The organism is Cytobacillus sp. GQ23 (assembly GCF_059758675.1).
In genome coordinates this window covers 205,053-219,053 of the sequence record NZ_JCAXER010000004.1, presented here as the reverse complement: position 1 = coordinate 219,053, position 14,001 = coordinate 205,053, and the positions used below count along the sequence as shown (strand labels likewise).

18 protein-coding genes are annotated in these 14,001 nt (G+C 42.7%); 1 reads left to right on the top strand and 17 read right to left on the bottom strand.

Features of this window, described 5'->3' with window-relative positions:
* From AC6CHU_RS05490 to AC6CHU_RS05445, 10 genes are all read right to left on the bottom strand, one after another.
* Positions 1-887 (bottom strand): RCC1 domain-containing protein (locus AC6CHU_RS05490; RefSeq protein WP_498120653.1); only part of this gene is annotated, 887 nt, incomplete at its 3' end.
* On the bottom strand, positions 887-2,365 hold the full coding sequence (locus AC6CHU_RS05485) for a discoidin domain-containing protein (RefSeq protein WP_498120651.1): 1,479 nt from the start codon (positions 2,363-2,365) through the stop codon (positions 887-889). The genes AC6CHU_RS05485 and AC6CHU_RS05490, both read right to left, overlap by 1 nt.
* A gap of 17 nt (positions 2,366-2,382) precedes the next feature.
* Positions 2,383-2,688 (bottom strand): hypothetical protein, encoded by a 306-nt coding sequence (locus AC6CHU_RS05480; protein ID WP_498120649.1) that lies wholly within the window; start codon positions 2,686-2,688, stop codon positions 2,383-2,385.
* 17 nt (positions 2,689-2,705) lie between these two features.
* Positions 2,706-2,948: a hypothetical protein gene (locus AC6CHU_RS05475; RefSeq protein ID WP_498120647.1), complete on the bottom strand. Its 243-nt coding sequence runs from the start codon at positions 2,946-2,948 to the stop codon at positions 2,706-2,708.
* Positions 2,949-2,980: 32 nt separating this feature from the next.
* The gene (locus tag AC6CHU_RS05470; protein WP_498120645.1) at positions 2,981-4,549 is read right to left on the bottom strand and encodes an RCC1 domain-containing protein; all 1,569 of its coding nucleotides are present in this window, start codon (positions 4,547-4,549) and stop codon (positions 2,981-2,983) included.
* A gap of 1 nt (position 4,550) precedes the next feature.
* Positions 4,551-6,209 carry a hypothetical protein gene (locus tag AC6CHU_RS05465; protein ID WP_498120643.1) on the bottom strand — a complete coding sequence of 553 codons (1,659 nt, stop codon included), beginning with the start codon at positions 6,207-6,209 and terminating at the stop codon, positions 4,551-4,553.
* Positions 6,209-6,859 (bottom strand): hypothetical protein, encoded by a 651-nt coding sequence (locus AC6CHU_RS05460; RefSeq protein ID WP_498120641.1) that lies wholly within the window; start codon positions 6,857-6,859, stop codon positions 6,209-6,211. Before AC6CHU_RS05460 ends, AC6CHU_RS05465 begins: the two co-directional genes overlap by 1 nt.
* Before the next feature lies 1 nt (position 6,860).
* Entirely contained in the window at positions 6,861-7,319 is a 459-nt protein-coding gene (locus AC6CHU_RS05455; RefSeq protein WP_498120639.1) for a hypothetical protein, read from the bottom strand.
* 5 nt (positions 7,320-7,324) lie between these two features.
* Positions 7,325-8,383 carry a hypothetical protein gene (locus tag AC6CHU_RS05450; protein WP_498120637.1) on the bottom strand — a complete coding sequence of 353 codons (1,059 nt, stop codon included), beginning with the start codon at positions 8,381-8,383 and terminating at the stop codon, positions 7,325-7,327.
* Positions 8,384-8,407: 24 nt separating this feature from the next.
* Complete coding sequence (locus AC6CHU_RS05445) at positions 8,408-8,593, bottom strand: hypothetical protein (protein WP_498120635.1); 186 nt, start codon at positions 8,591-8,593, stop codon at positions 8,408-8,410.
* A 92-nt stretch (positions 8,594-8,685) separates the two neighbouring features.
* Here AC6CHU_RS05445 and AC6CHU_RS05440 point away from each other — a divergent pair, with 92 nt between their 5' ends.
* Positions 8,686-8,838, top strand: coding sequence for a ribbon-helix-helix domain-containing protein (locus AC6CHU_RS05440; protein ID WP_498120633.1), 153 nt, complete (start codon positions 8,686-8,688; stop codon positions 8,836-8,838).
* A 20-nt stretch (positions 8,839-8,858) separates the two neighbouring features.
* Here the strand turns inward: AC6CHU_RS05440 and AC6CHU_RS05435 are convergent, their stop codons facing one another.
* The 7 genes from AC6CHU_RS05435 to AC6CHU_RS05405 form a co-directional block, all read right to left on the bottom strand.
* Complete coding sequence (locus tag AC6CHU_RS05435; protein WP_498120631.1) at positions 8,859-9,557, bottom strand: hypothetical protein; 699 nt, start codon at positions 9,555-9,557, stop codon at positions 8,859-8,861.
* 100 nt (positions 9,558-9,657) lie between these two features.
* Positions 9,658-10,749 carry a hypothetical protein gene (locus AC6CHU_RS05430; RefSeq protein ID WP_498120629.1) on the bottom strand — a complete coding sequence of 364 codons (1,092 nt, stop codon included), beginning with the start codon at positions 10,747-10,749 and terminating at the stop codon, positions 9,658-9,660.
* 1 nt (position 10,750) lies between these two features.
* Entirely contained in the window at positions 10,751-10,927 is a 177-nt protein-coding gene (locus AC6CHU_RS05425) for a hypothetical protein (RefSeq protein WP_498120627.1), read from the bottom strand.
* A 20-nt stretch (positions 10,928-10,947) separates the two neighbouring features.
* Entirely contained in the window at positions 10,948-11,700 is a 753-nt protein-coding gene (locus AC6CHU_RS05420; protein ID WP_498120625.1) for a hypothetical protein, read from the bottom strand.
* Positions 11,701-11,719: 19 nt separating this feature from the next.
* Complete coding sequence (locus AC6CHU_RS05415) at positions 11,720-12,760, bottom strand: hypothetical protein (protein ID WP_498120623.1); 1,041 nt, start codon at positions 12,758-12,760, stop codon at positions 11,720-11,722.
* Between the two features lie 12 nt (positions 12,761-12,772).
* Positions 12,773-13,348 (bottom strand): hypothetical protein, encoded by a 576-nt coding sequence (locus tag AC6CHU_RS05410; RefSeq protein WP_498120621.1) that lies wholly within the window; start codon positions 13,346-13,348, stop codon positions 12,773-12,775.
* A 17-nt stretch (positions 13,349-13,365) separates the two neighbouring features.
* Positions 13,366-13,944: a hypothetical protein gene (locus AC6CHU_RS05405; RefSeq protein WP_498120619.1), complete on the bottom strand. Its 579-nt coding sequence runs from the start codon at positions 13,942-13,944 to the stop codon at positions 13,366-13,368.
* Positions 13,945-14,001: the final 57 nt, after the last annotated feature.

Below are 14,001 nucleotides of genomic sequence, written 5' to 3'. Positions count from 1 at the left end.
CCAGTTATTGGGATATCTGTGATAGTAGTGATAGGGTTATTCGTATGCCCAAGTCCGAGATTTCCTTGGCTGTTATACCCCGTGCCTTTGACAGATCCGTCTTCCATAAGAAAAAGGGTGTGGTTGTATCCACAAGCAATAGACTTCACGCCAGATATTGGGATATCTGTGATAGTAGTGACAGGATGATTCGTATGCCCAAGTCCGAGATTTCCTTGGCTGTTATACCCCGTGCCTTTGACAGAGCCATCTTCCATAAGGAAGAGGGTGTGGTTGTATCCACAAGAAATAGACTTCACACCAGTTATTGGGATATCTGTGATAGTAGTGATAGGGTTATTCGTATGCCCAAGTCCGAGATTTCCTTGGCTGTTATACCCCGTGCCTTTGACAGATCCGTCTTCCATAAGAAAAAGGGTGTGGTTGTATCCACAAGCAATAGACTTCACGCCAGATATTGGGATATCTGTGATAGTAGTGATAGGATAATTCCTATGCCCAAGTCCGAGTTGTCCGCTGCTGTTATGCCCCACGCCTTTGACAGAGCCGTCTTCCATAAGGAAGATGGTGTGTTGGTTTCCACAAGCAATAGACTTCACGCCAGTTATTGGGATATCTGTGATAGTAGTGACAGGATGATTCGTATGCCCAAGTCCGAAATTCCCGTTACTGTTATGCCCCACGCCTTTGACGGTTCCATCTTCCATAAGAAAAAGAGTGTAGTGGCTTCCACAAGCAATAGACTTCACGCCAGATATTGGGATATCTGTGATAGTAGTGATAGGATGATTCGTATGCCCAAGTCCGAGATTCCCGAATTGGTTATACCCCGCACCTCTAACAGAGCCGTCTTCTAGCTGAAATATAGAATGAGAATTAAATCCCATTAGTTTTTCACCTCAATTTCTTCAATACTCTTAAATAAGCTTTTATTAATCGTCTTCTTAAATAAGGTGCCGACTTGAACAAACTTTGTATCTAGCTCCATCGAATACTCGTAGTTTATTTTTAACTTCGCCGCTGCATCAAACACCACATGTTCATTCTCTTGAAAGGCACTGCGCTCTTCTGCTGTGAAGTCATGCACCAGGGTTTCCTTTGTGCTGCTGCCTGCTGTCAGTTCTACACGTATCTTCACGTATCTTCCGCTCGGCGTGGCGATGGTGCCGTCACTGTTCAGTGGAAGGTATTCAGAAAAAGTAAGACCATCTCTTGAAGAGGCAACTAACACTTTCTTCCCTGTACCTTCTGGGACCGTGAACGCTTCCTCTACTTTATATAACTCTTTAAAGTTATCACCTAAGTCCATGACAGGAGATTCATAGGAGCCCGATGGAGAATAGATACTACTTGCCTTATCTTCGATTAGCTCTAACTCCCCAATTGCCACATAATAGGTACTTCCATTATTTTGTGAGATGTTAATTCGATATTTGAGAAAAGCCCCCTGATTGGTTAAAGGAAAACTAATGAAGTTCGGATTTACTGACCCGTCCCAATTCGTAACATTGACTTGGTTATCTAAAATTGTCCATGTCACACCATCATTGCTTGCTTCAAATGTCCAGCTTTTTGGAGCAATAGAGGGATTTTGAAACGGAAGCATAATGTTATATTGCTTAATAATTTTAGGTGTCGAGAATTCATATTCTAGCCATCCTTTTAATTGCCCGCTCGCTGACATCCAAGTATTATCTGCAAGGGGACTGCTTACTTGGTTGAACGCCATAAAAGGTTGATAGTTAGTGTTTAGATAACTACTTGCCGATACCTTTCCGCTTGGTGCTGTATTGCTGGCCATTTTAGGAGTAGCTAGTTGAGTCCCATTATTAATGTTGCCTACCACTTTCAACTGTATCTTCCCATCCACCAGCTCCGTGTTATTAAACACTCCGCCATTCAAAGGAACGCTCACTTTATCATAGTTTGCTCCATTCCCGACAAAGGAGATGGCAAACTGATTGGCAGTGACAGGTTCAGCTACCGTTACTACTTCTGCATTGGCCTGCCCTGCAGCGACTTGAAACTTCTTCCCCTGCGGATCATGAGCATGCCCTCTTGACTTTGTAGCATCAATCCCACTGGCATCCGCCAGGTCATCATAAACAAGCTCATTCATCTTGAACTTATCATGCTGCGTGATGGCTTTCACTTTCAGATTGTGCTTATTCAGGTTAACGGCTGTGTTAGCTTCAAGAGCAGAGACTCTCTTGTTCAAGATGGCGCCAGGATCTTTCTTTTCCAGTTCTTCCAGACGTGTCTTCACATTTGGATGAATGTCTTGAACGCCTTCACCCAAACGGTCTTTCAATTCCTTCATGGCTTTCTTTGCCTTCATGGCTTTGCCCATCGAAAGGATGTCCATATTAATCACTCCTTGTGTTAAAGGATTTCTTTCATTTCATCTGCTCTGTAAGACAAGGTTACGCCTGTATTATTCTCTTCATTAAAGAAAATCTGAACGCCACTTATCAGAAACTTACGTGGACTTGTTTCTGTATTCATATCCACTAGAATACTTAATGGCTCTTCAAACTCTTCAACCTTTGCAAGTATGAGTTCTCCTTTAAGATAGTTCTCTTGAATCCATGTTATCGCCTGAACATATCCAACTTCCTTTTCATTGCTCATTAGATAGATATCGCAGCCGTTATACCCTGTTAAGCAGCCTTTCTCTTTGCTTATCATATGCTCACTCCCTTTTCTTAATAATACACAACCGGTATTCTTTTCATATTCGCAAGACACTCACTTCTGTATGGACCCTCAAAAAGCTCTTCTTCTTCGCTGGTAATGTCTTTAGGGATCAGGAACTGTTTGACTCTTGGCCCATGTGAATCATTCTTCATATTCTTCAAATGGTCAAATGAGTCGATTACCAGCAGCTCCTTTTCTTTCTTGAGCACAGTCCGTTCGATTCCTCTTGTCATCATAACGATGGCTTCCATATACCGATCACTCCTTTAGATAAAGCGTGGGACTAAGCCCACGCATAAGATAGTGCTTTGATGTTTGCTGCTGCATCCGGAAGGGTCACTCGAATCATAAACTCATTGCCTTCCTTTTTTGTAATGTCTATCACTTCTCTGACATTACAAGTATACCATGTCTGACCACCATCGAGGGAGTAGTCAAAGAGACAATTTTCATGTTCTGCTTCGATGAAGATCAGCTTCCTTCCGGCTGGCAGGATCTCCGCATCGGTGACAATTTTTCCTTGTCCAGCATAGTCCTTCTTCTCGGAGCGGTAGATGCTGCCCACCTGGGTGAGTTCTGCTTTCATGGATTTGTCTTGATTCCGGTACGTGTATATCTCAAAGGAACCCAGTTCATTCCACGCCTCTGAAGGAATTAGAGTCAAAGCAGGCATGCCTTGTTCCAGGAACGCTTCCTCTGTGGAGGGCTCCTCATCCAGCACGACCCAGCCTTCTCCGTCCCATTTTTTATACTTGCCTTCGTGATAGACCAAGGAGGCTATTCGCAGGACGACCCCATCATCGTACACATCCCACAGCATGCTCACTCCATTTAGAGGAATGGTTTGGATGGTGGATTGGTTTGTTTTATGCCCAAGTCCGAGTTGTCCATTGGTGTTGCGGCCAACCCCTTTGACTGTTCCGTCTTCCAGGAGGAATAAGGTGTGGCCATTACCACAAGAAATTTGCTTTACTCCAGAAATAGGAATGGTTTGGATATCGGTTTGGTTTGTTTGATGGCCAAGTCCGAGTTGTCCATAGGTGTTATACCCAACCCCTTTAACGGTTCCATCTTCCATGAGAAAGAGGGTGTGATAGTAGCCACAAGAAATTTGCTTTACTCCAGAAATGGGAACGTTTTGGATAGTGGTTTGCGGGTTTGTTGTATTCCCAAGTCCGATTTGTCCATAACCGTTACTTCCAACCCCTTTGACTGTTCCGTCTTCTAGGAGGAAGAGGGTGTGAGAGTAGCCACAAGAAATTTGCTTTACTCCAGAAATGGGAACGTTTTGGATGCTGGATTGGTCTGTTTGATGCCCAAGTCCGAGTTGTCCATTGGTGTTATACCCCGTGCCTTTGACAGAGCCATCTTCCATAAGGAAGAGGGTGTGGTAGGCTCCACAAGAAATTTGCTTTACTCCAGAAATGGGAACGGTTTGGATAGTGGTTTGCGGGTTTGTTGTATTCCCAAGTCCGATTTGTCCATAACCGTTACTTCCAACCCCTTTGACTGTTCCGTCTTCTAGGAGGAAGAGGGTGTGATAGTAGCCACAAGAAATTTGCTTTACTCCAGAAATGGGAACGTTTTGGATGCTGGATTGGTCTGTTTGATGCCCAAGTCCGAGTTGTCCATTGGTGTTATACCCCGTGCCTTTGACAGAGCCATCTTCCATAAGGAAGAGGGTGTGGTTGTATCCACAAGAAATTTGCTTTACTCCAGAAATGGGAATGGTTTGGATATCGGTTTGCGGGTTTGTCTTATGCCCAAGTCCGAGTTGTCCATAGGTGTTATACCCAACCCCTTTAACGGTTCCATCTTCCCCTATGAACATAGAATGATAAGATAAGGACATCTTACTTCACCTCCAGTGAAATGATTTTTTTATCTTTTTGAATGATGGCCTTGCTGATGAATCCTTCACCGAAAGAGGATGACGATTCATAGGAAACCGACTTCACGATTGGCGTGCCGCCCTCTAAAGGAATCATGCTGTCATCCTCAAAGGTATCCACCACTAGGTCATGCAGCTGATACTTCGTCGAGTTCATGAGAGCATTGGCCTTGAACTGCAGCTTGCCCATGTTGATGGCATTGATGATCTCTAAGTCTTTTAATCTGCCTTCTAGGGTTAAGTCATCATAAGAGATCTTGATGCTGTCGAGTGTAGGTGTCTCAGTTGCCACAGCATCCTTGGTGACTTCTACTGCGTCTACGGTTGCCTCATTTTCTAAATAATACGCCAATCGGATCTGGCCGCCCAGGGCATCCCACTCCTCATTCGTGAGGGCATTGAATGCATCCAGTGTCATGCCTTCTGCTTTCACGTTAGCCGGATCCACTGTCTGCCAGCTGCCGTTGAATGCTTTCCACGTTGTGCCCAGGTCTCCGGAAGCAAGGAGCCTTAACACATTCACATCACTCTGCACCGCTGTGATCTTCAGGTCACTTACATTGGAGAAGTCGGTTTCTGCATACACGAGCTGGCCAAGTGGTGTCGCATTCACCTGAACCGACTGGCTGCCTTCTACAAGATTTGTATACGTCACGATGTCAAAGTCATCTTGTAATGCATTCCATCCACTCTCTGGAACTGTTCGCAAGTCCTCCATCCCTTCACTCAGGAAGGTGTCCACGGATGGCAGCGTGTCAGACACATGCGCCCAATGCTCACCCACGTTCATCGTGACATGCCTTGTTGGGTCTGCCTGGTCGGTCCAGCAAAGGAGCTCAGGCTGGCCGGAAGATAAAAGACTCACAGTGTCTTTATTCAGAAGAGATAAGCCATCCATTCCATGAGAGTCAAACATGGATTTAGTGGCAGGAGCTGTGCCCGCAGACACCCAGGAAGTTCCATCATACGCTTTCACCTCTGTGCCATCCTGCACCAGATACTTATTCGTGATAGGCTGTGTGAGGGATTCCGCTACTAGGACGGGACGGAAGCCCACAGTGGTGCTAACAAAACTTGAAGATTCATAACTTACACTTGCTGCCCACCTTACAGACCTATTAGATGATGCGACAGCTCCAAAAGTTGAACTAGACCATGATTTGTTTGCAGAGGAATCATGGTTCCATACAGATGATTGATTTGGATAAGTCCCATTCACAATATACTTATCCCATTCAGAGTTAGCGGTCGTCGTGGAGGACGTTCCCCCTGTCAGCAGGCGGATGTTGGTCTTCCACAGGGCGGGGTCTAGGCCAAGGGAGGTGATTTCCACACCTCCCTGGGTTGCTATGCCAGCACTGTTTAAAGTATCCCATGAAACGGAGTGGTGAGTATTTGTACTTGCCACAAGAATCTTTCTGCCTTTAAAGTCATTTGCAACATATATAAAGTAGGTGCCGACCAAATAGTTTCCAACGAACTGCTTTGTAGCTTCATTGCCATTTCGAGTGGACGTTCCTAAATTAAGAAACTCAAAACCTGTTGCTGTTGAATTAACCTTAACATCACATATGATCTTATCCCCTATCACCATATCTTCTAATCTTGTTTGAATGGCCATTATGGAGTCACCTCCTGGTATTCGAAGACTGGACGGAAGCCGATATAATTGACTGCATTATTGGCACCAATCGCAGCTATGTTAAAAGAGGAGTGATATCCTCTGGTAGATCTATATGCATCGCCATTTAAGTTTGTATCCTGTGTCCATGTGTACATATTAGCCCAATGCCATACATCATCTCTGCCTGCCCCCGTTCCATAATCGTTCTTTACAATGTAGGTATCCCATTCATTTTCAGGCCAGGCTCCATTGCCCGTGTCGGTTGTAGAAGATTTTCCATCTGCTGTTGCATAGGAGTTCCCCCCACCAAGGGAGCGGATGATTCCCTTTGCCTGTAACAATGCTAGTTTTCCTTGCATCAAATCCTTTTGATTAAGAACGTTCCATGAAACACTATTAAGAATCACTCTATCTGCAATCAATAGTCCTGTGTCTGATTTTATAAAATAAAAATAACCTAGAGAACCACTTCCTACTGCAAAGCCTCCATATGGTATTTCTGTGCGTGTAGAAACATCAATACCAAGATTATATATATTTTGAGGACTAGTGCTATCTGTGTTGTTTGCCATACATGTTATATAATCCCCTACCTGCATATCTTCAATTTTCGTGCGGAGCTGCCCTCCAGTGTTTGGTTCTGCCATCTTACTCCACCTCCACGTTAGTTAATGCTTTGTGTAAGTTATATCTTAATAGAGTTCCTTCTTCTGAATACGTAAGGTCTTTCACCATATCGCCTTCTTGTGTTTCGGCTGGCTGCCACTTCTGGTAGGACCCGCCGGACAAGACAAGGGATTTATTCAGAAGAATGAAAGGGGGCACCAGGGATTCTATTTCTAGGACGGGACGGAAGCCAGTAGTTGTATTAATTGTACTAGACACTACACTTGACCAAGTATTAGCAGCTGCATTGCCACGGATAACACGATTCGCTGATGAACCAGAAGGCGTTGTGGAAGTCCAAGATGCAATCCCCTTCCAATTCCAAACGTCTGTATCATTCCCTGCGGGATTATTGACCAGAAGCTCTTGCCACTCTGAATCTATATCAGAACTTGAGACGGAGCCTGTAGGCATTCTTACTGTAAATTTGTAGTCTGCCAATTAAATCACCTGCTTTCAATTAATGGTAGTGTTTCAAACCATTCTAAGATATCCATTACATAATTCGTATCTTCTGTCTTATCCTCACTCTGTTTAAATTCACCAGAATTGTATCGAACTTTAAATTCTTCAAACTGATCAGGCGTATTATTTCCATAGCCATACACAGTATGAAATAGGATATGGATATCATTACTAACACACACGCCAAGTGGGTACTTGTAATGCAATTCTAAGCATGTTTTACTTAAAGCATTCAATTCCTCCTGTGTGAAATCTTCTACTTTTTCTTTAATTTCAAAATCTAACTTTTGAAATGCCTCGCTTACAATTAGATGAAAAGAATATAGATGATGAACATCATCAAACTTTTTTTGAGTAATTACACATTTGCTCCCACAAGCTTTAATACTATCAGCTTTCCATGATAATATTTTACCTCTTAGATATAATTGGATAGGTGTTATGCCACCCTTCCAATTATATGAGTTTGATCCGCTCTTTGCTTCAATGCCGCAATACCTGCAACGATCACCATTTTTAAAATTAGAGTACCTTATTGTTTGTGTATATTCACTATGTTTAGGGCACACGTATAAAATAGGTGTTTGATTGCTCTTATATATTTCATTGCGAAGAGGAAACAACTGTTCCTTCATCAGATCATTGAACACCTGTTTTTGATTCGTTCTAGTTTTAGAAGCGCTTATTTCATATCCGCATTGTCTGCATCCGGAACCTTTGCTTAAAGAATGGTAATCTATAGTTTGGATTTGATCTAAATGCTTAGGACATCTGTATTTCAATTTGCTTCTGTTGTTTTTGTAATCTTCATCTTTAAAGAGCGTTATATATCCTCTGTCGGAAAATAAAGATCTAACTTTGTTTACAGATAACCTCTGTGATTTTGAAGCCTTTTCTCTCAACAAATCAAGCTTAGCTACAGATGTCACACCATACTTAAGAACATTGGATTCCATAGTTTTATATTTTCTGCATTTAACACAGGAATCTTTCTTAATGGAACTATTATTTCTATGTTTTAGCCACTCTTTATATTTCATTGTCAGCAGATTATCGCAATAATCTCATTTTACTTCAACCAAGAAATTACTCCCTTGATTTAAGTGATCTACTTTCACTTCTATTTCAGTATTTTTGGGGACAACCATTCTGTATTGGGAATCCTTTACTCTGGGTATCTTGTATCCCAACTTTTCAAAATGCCCTATATTCCTTGCAACTAATTTCACTTTTACTGTTTTCGTTAACATCATCATGATCACCTCATGATTATATTATACTATTAACTGATATCAGTTGCAATCAGTATTGATTCACTATATAATAACCGTGAGGTGATAAAATGAGCGATTTAAAAAACAGAAAGCGAATCGGAAGTGCTATAGACAAGGACCTGCTAGAAAGATTGCAAGTACTAGCGAAAGAAACACGTATCCCGATGTCAAAATTATTAGATGAATCCATAGCAGACTTGCTAAAGAAGTACGAGAAATAAGACTCGCACTTCTTTTTTATTTAGAAGTTAATTTCTCTTCCTGTTGAAGTCATGCCTTCACTGTTTATAGTGTCGTAGCTTATATTAGACTGAATATTTCTATCAGCCAATAAAATTACCTTATCATTTTCATCCTTACAAGCAATCCAATAGAAGTCTCCATTCGGCACATTGGAGCTGCCGGGCGGGATAAAGTCAGAAGTCTCTTCTCCTAATCCACTGAAAGTGCCTACGGCGTTAGCGGTTGCTTGATAATGACACCGAATGCGCTTTCCAATAGAGAGCTCATCGGGTGACAAGATTTCGTCCAGGTGGAGCAATCGCCCGGTGGAATCTATGTCAATGGCGTCTAAACTAGTAGCAGTTCCTCCACCTAATATTTCAACAAAGTGTTCACCGTCATTCAAGTTAGCTTTTTCATATACTAATGCTTGAGAGATAACCGTTTCGCTGTACTCAGAAAACGTTTCTGTCACTCCGTCAATAGTGATTGATATAGGATTAGTTCTTGAGCTACTCATGATTGCGATAATTCTTAGATTCTTTCCTATAAATCTAAACTTGGCTGATAAATTATTATTTTGAACATAGCTTCCTCCCGTTGAGGAGGTGCTGTTGGTGTTACTGTATGAGTCTCCATACTTAATAGCAGGATGTGTATCATCATATCTTTTCCACCCTGCTTCAGGTGCAGTTAGCTGCTGTCCTACTGTTGCCATCCATTACACCTCCTCAATTTCTGAATACCTTCCCCCGCCCGGTGGGGGCGAGAGTAAGTCCAAGTTTCTTTCATCTGTCACCACTTCTTTCTAAGTGATTTTATTCTTTATATGCAAAGACCGGGCGGAAACCGACTTTAGCATTTGTGTTACTGCTGGCATCCCAACCAAACCTGCTGAGAGAATTGTAGCCACGGGTTGCACGGTTGGTGTTTAAAGATGTTGACGGTGTGTCTTGTGCAAGAGTATAAGTAACACTCCAATGAAATACATCATCCAATGTCTTCCCTGGCTGGATTTTATCTTGAGGGAAATTAACAATATACCGATCCCATTCATTGTTGGTCGGCCACCCGCCAAAGCCAGCATCCGCAGTCACCTTATTCCCATTCGCATCTGCATAAGCGACTCCACCTGTAAGGGAGCGGATAGTGCCTGCTGTTTCAAACATTTCGAGTTCACCAATTTCTAAATACATTGAATCCCCATTGTTTGCAGATATATTTACTCTGTATTTTTTGTATGGTTTAGTATTCGATAATGAAAAATACATTTTAGTGTTACTTTGCCAAGCAGTGAAATTTGATTGTGTGTCTAAAATATCCCATTTCGAATTGGCTTCATCCCATGCTTCAAAAGTCCATACCCTTGGTGTTCTAGTAGTGTATGTTCCTCTTGGACTTAAAGAATACTTCCTTATTGCCATAGGATTAGGAAATTCATATTGAATCCACCCAGGTAAAGGCTGAGAGCCAATATGAACGCTCCATCCTGTAGACATACTCCTATCGAATAGAGTATGGGCTTTATCGCTTTCGTTTGAAGAACTCGCCACCCCACTAGGAGAGGTATTGCTGGTCATGGTAGGGATGATGTTGCCGTTGTCAAAAGGCAATCCCTGTATTGCTTTTCCTGAATTTAGAGTATCCCATTTGATTGAATGCTGTATTACACGATCTGATACTAGCAATCCTTTTGCCGCTTTTACAAAATAGAAGATACCATCTTGAGATGCTGAACCTGTGACCGGTATTTCTCCCATAGGAACACCACCTATCAGTGGCATAGGACCTATACTTTTGAAATTTCCAACCGCCCCTGTTGCTGCATAATAACGACCTGTAATATAATCCCCTATCTCCATCTCACTTACTTTTGTTCTCAATTGCCCAGTAGTTGCCGGTGTAGGCATGTTACTTCACCTCTTTCTCTATCTTTCTGCCTCTTAGATCAATGCCTTCTTCTTTGCATCTCTTGATAAACTCTCTTGGGTTGGACTCCATTCCAAAAGGGGTCCATGGTGCTATCTTTCCATTGATTGTGGTGACAGCTTTGGCACCTTTTTTAAAGGCCTCTTTTGCCGTGTTCATAAAAAATCACCTGTCCTTTCTTAATAAAAGACTCCTTGCTCTTTGGCTTCCTCGCCTGTCAGCTTCTCGATTTTTTTGGCTTTGAAGAAATATTTCTCATTCACGACGATATCATCCACACTGTGGCTTCCTGCACGTTTGGTTAGCAAGCAGTTATAGATGCGGTAGAACATTCTGTTACCGTATTCGTCTAAATAAACCATGCTGATGTTGAACTCTTTCTTTTCTTTTGCGAACTCGTGGACAGGGATCTCTCGTTCAAAGACAGCAAAGGTTGCAGTTCCTGTGATGCCATATTCATCGTGGGCAAAGAAGTCTTCTTCCCATGTAAGACCGAATAATTCTCCTATTACTTTTTCATCAAAAGAGACCGTGAGGTCAACTCCTGAAAAAGAGGTAAAGGTTCTCGTACAGACTTCATCTGGATTCACTTCATCTGGCCACCAGTTGAGTTCAGGAAGTTCTTTGTTCGTGATTTTCTGCACCATTTCGGATTTATCTGCCTTAGAGTAAGCAAACACTTTACATTGTAAGCTTGATTCTTTTCGCATCTGCTCAATTTGATACTCCCCATAAGCACGATCCACATACCAGCAAACTGGCTGATATAAGGCATCCAAAGATTTTATAAGTTCAATATCTTGCTCAAGTGAGAAATCACATCGGGTGGAAGTGATATTTATTACAGACACGTTATCTTTTTTGATTTCAATGTTTAATCCTGTCACTTTGTTCCACTCGGCAATTCCGAGAATCATCTCTTTATTATTCATCTTCTCATCTCTCCTCTGGTTAATTCACTTGTAGTGATTGTATGTTCTTGAACTGACTTGCTGGTATTCTTGTCTGAATAATCTTGCCCTCTGCTTCCACGGATACGTCTTCGAGTGCATAGCTGTAGTTCTTCTTGAGCTTTAGGTCGCCTGCTGCTTCTGTGAAGGTATTCAGCGTGACTTTGTTTTCGGCTTCCTGATCAAACTGATAGCTGTTCACTTCGGCCTGAAGAGGCTGTGATGTCAAGGTTGCACGTATCTTCACGTATCTTCCTTGTGCCACGGAGGCAGGGTCGAACACCGTGTAAGGAGTGAAGGTGACTCCATCATTGGAAGTGGATATTTCCATGACACAATTAGTTGTTCCCGTTTTGATTTGCTTGACTATTTCAAGTAACTTCGTCTCATGGTAGCCTTCTCCTAAATCGAACATAGGAGTTTCATAACTTCCTGAAGCAAGATAATGTTTTACTACTTGAATGGATGCTACGTTTAAAGATGCTGATACTTGTAACCTGTATCCTCCATATCCGCTTACACTTCCTATGGATACAGTTACAGGAAAGGAATATAATCCTTTCACATTTGGCACTTTCCCACCGTATATTGGGATTGCCTGTCCATTGGCAGTGGCACTACTGATTGGTGCAGTGGATCCGCTAAATGTAAGGACATATATAGAAACGGAAGTGTTTTCGGTCAATGGTTCCGGAGACTGAAAAGTAAAGCGATAAGTAGTGTTTGATGTGGTAGTTTTACTAGTGGCATTAGGCCAATACTGTACATCACTGGTAGTAAGTTCAACTGAATTATCAATGGTACGTAAATATTTTAATTTAATCTTCCCATCCACCAGCTCGGTATTGTTAAACGCTCCTTTGGAGAGATCCACCAGAAAGCTGTTTTCCACTTTAATCTTCTCGGCCTGCCCTTCCAGCCAATCAAGCCTCGCATCCACGGTAGGGAAGCGAGACTCGGCTAAAGGGGCCACCACTTGTTCATCTAATTTCTTTACATCACGCAGGGCCTTGCCTGCTTTGCCGTAAGAAATGATATCCATGGTTTTCCCTCCTTATGCGACTGGCTCCGGTGCTGGCGTGATCACTGTTACCGTTGCAATGTCTGTGATGTTTTCATTGGCATCATAAGTGTAGGTCTTGGTGATCGTGACCGTTGCGCCTTCTGCATTTATGAATGTTTGCACAGACGTGTTTAATTTTCCTGCAGCCAGGTCTGAATAATTGTATTCAATCGTCGTGTTTCGATCTCCTGTGATCTCATGTTTGGTCACATTGCCGTACGTCGGATCATAGGTAAAGTGTTCGTTTGTACTTTCTGCCCCGAAGCTGTTTGCCTGGAGTTTGGCATCCAGCTCTGCAATTAATGCTTCTAGTTCGGCATCCTTCTCCTCCAGCGTTTTCTTCAGATTAGCAATGCGCTGGATCGTGAGCACGCCTCCGTCCTGGAAGCCGGCGATCAAGTCATCAACCACCTTTTGCGTATCTTCGCTGAACGTATCCGGTGTCAGATCCATTAGACGGTCATAGATGGTTTCATAGGTTCCCTGAAATCGTTTCAGGTTGTCCATTAATTTTCCAAGCTCCGGATCCAAGTCATATAATAAAATCTTAGTAGGATTACTGGCCATATCGATTCCCCCTTATCTTAGACGTACGAAACGTCATAGTTTACGAGTATTTTTGACTCCCTCGGCGGAGCATCATTAAAGATAATCTTCCTGCCTTCAATGCTATAGTCTTCTTCCAGTCCCATATTCAAGAGCATGCCGTTTCGAAAGACAAGTTCTGAATCTTGCTTGGGTGTCCGCTCCAGATAAAACACACGGTTAATCCCATCGATAGGGCCATCTGGCTTCTCCCGGTAGATGTGGAAGTGATCCACTACCATGGCGATCCCTTGGCCTTTTCCTTCCATCATGAATTCCACGACTTCATCTGCATACAAAGGCTCCACAAACTCAATGGTGGTGGAATCTACCTCGTGAAATACACCATCTTCTTTAGATGGATCTGATGTCGGGGTGACTTTCTGTCCGTTCAAGAAAACCATTAATTCCCCAGTGCCAGCAGAGTAAGGAGCTGACAGGGTGAATCGAGTCTGCCCTTCAGTCGCTTGGGAAAGCTGATAGAAAGGTTTTCCTTGCCCGTTTAGCTGCTCGCCAAAGTGATTTAAATCCGGGCTTTGTGCTTTGATCTGACTGACACGTATGCGGTTTACGGCCATATCAATTCCTCCTTTGGTTCAATATGACCCCATCTCCTGTTTTCCGCTCAGTTCATC

Excerpts from the sequence above, each read along its gene's own strand:
- AC6CHU_RS05485 (WP_498120651.1), bottom strand. The coding sequence starts at position 2,365 with ATGGACATCCTTTCGATGGGCAAAGCCATGAAGGCAAAGAAAGCCATG.
- AC6CHU_RS05480 (WP_498120649.1), bottom strand. The coding sequence starts at position 2,688 with ATGATAAGCAAAGAGAAAGGCTGCTTAACAGGGTATAACGGCTGCGAT.
- AC6CHU_RS05475 (WP_498120647.1), bottom strand. The coding sequence starts at position 2,948 with ATGGAAGCCATCGTTATGATGACAAGAGGAATCGAACGGACTGTGCTC.
- AC6CHU_RS05470 (WP_498120645.1), bottom strand. The coding sequence starts at position 4,549 with ATGTCCTTATCTTATCATTCTATGTTCATAGGGGAAGATGGAACCGTT.
- AC6CHU_RS05465 (WP_498120643.1), bottom strand. The coding sequence starts at position 6,209 with ATGGCCATTCAAACAAGATTAGAAGATATGGTGATAGGGGATAAGATC.
- AC6CHU_RS05460 (WP_498120641.1), bottom strand. The coding sequence starts at position 6,859 with ATGGCAGAACCAAACACTGGAGGGCAGCTCCGCACGAAAATTGAAGAT.
- AC6CHU_RS05450 (WP_498120637.1), bottom strand. The coding sequence starts at position 8,383 with ATGAAATATAAAGAGTGGCTAAAACATAGAAATAATAGTTCCATTAAG.
- AC6CHU_RS05445 (WP_498120635.1), bottom strand. The coding sequence starts at position 8,593 with ATGTTAACGAAAACAGTAAAAGTGAAATTAGTTGCAAGGAATATAGGG.
- AC6CHU_RS05440 (WP_498120633.1), top strand. The coding sequence starts at position 8,686 with ATGAGCGATTTAAAAAACAGAAAGCGAATCGGAAGTGCTATAGACAAG.
- AC6CHU_RS05435 (WP_498120631.1), bottom strand. The coding sequence starts at position 9,557 with ATGGCAACAGTAGGACAGCAGCTAACTGCACCTGAAGCAGGGTGGAAA.
- AC6CHU_RS05430 (WP_498120629.1), bottom strand. The coding sequence starts at position 10,749 with ATGCCTACACCGGCAACTACTGGGCAATTGAGAACAAAAGTAAGTGAG.
- AC6CHU_RS05425 (WP_498120627.1), bottom strand. The coding sequence starts at position 10,927 with ATGAACACGGCAAAAGAGGCCTTTAAAAAAGGTGCCAAAGCTGTCACC.
- AC6CHU_RS05420 (WP_498120625.1), bottom strand. The coding sequence starts at position 11,700 with ATGAATAATAAAGAGATGATTCTCGGAATTGCCGAGTGGAACAAAGTG.
- AC6CHU_RS05415 (WP_498120623.1), bottom strand. The coding sequence starts at position 12,760 with ATGGATATCATTTCTTACGGCAAAGCAGGCAAGGCCCTGCGTGATGTA.
- AC6CHU_RS05410 (WP_498120621.1), bottom strand. The coding sequence starts at position 13,348 with ATGGCCAGTAATCCTACTAAGATTTTATTATATGACTTGGATCCGGAG.
- AC6CHU_RS05405 (WP_498120619.1), bottom strand. The coding sequence starts at position 13,944 with ATGGCCGTAAACCGCATACGTGTCAGTCAGATCAAAGCACAAAGCCCG.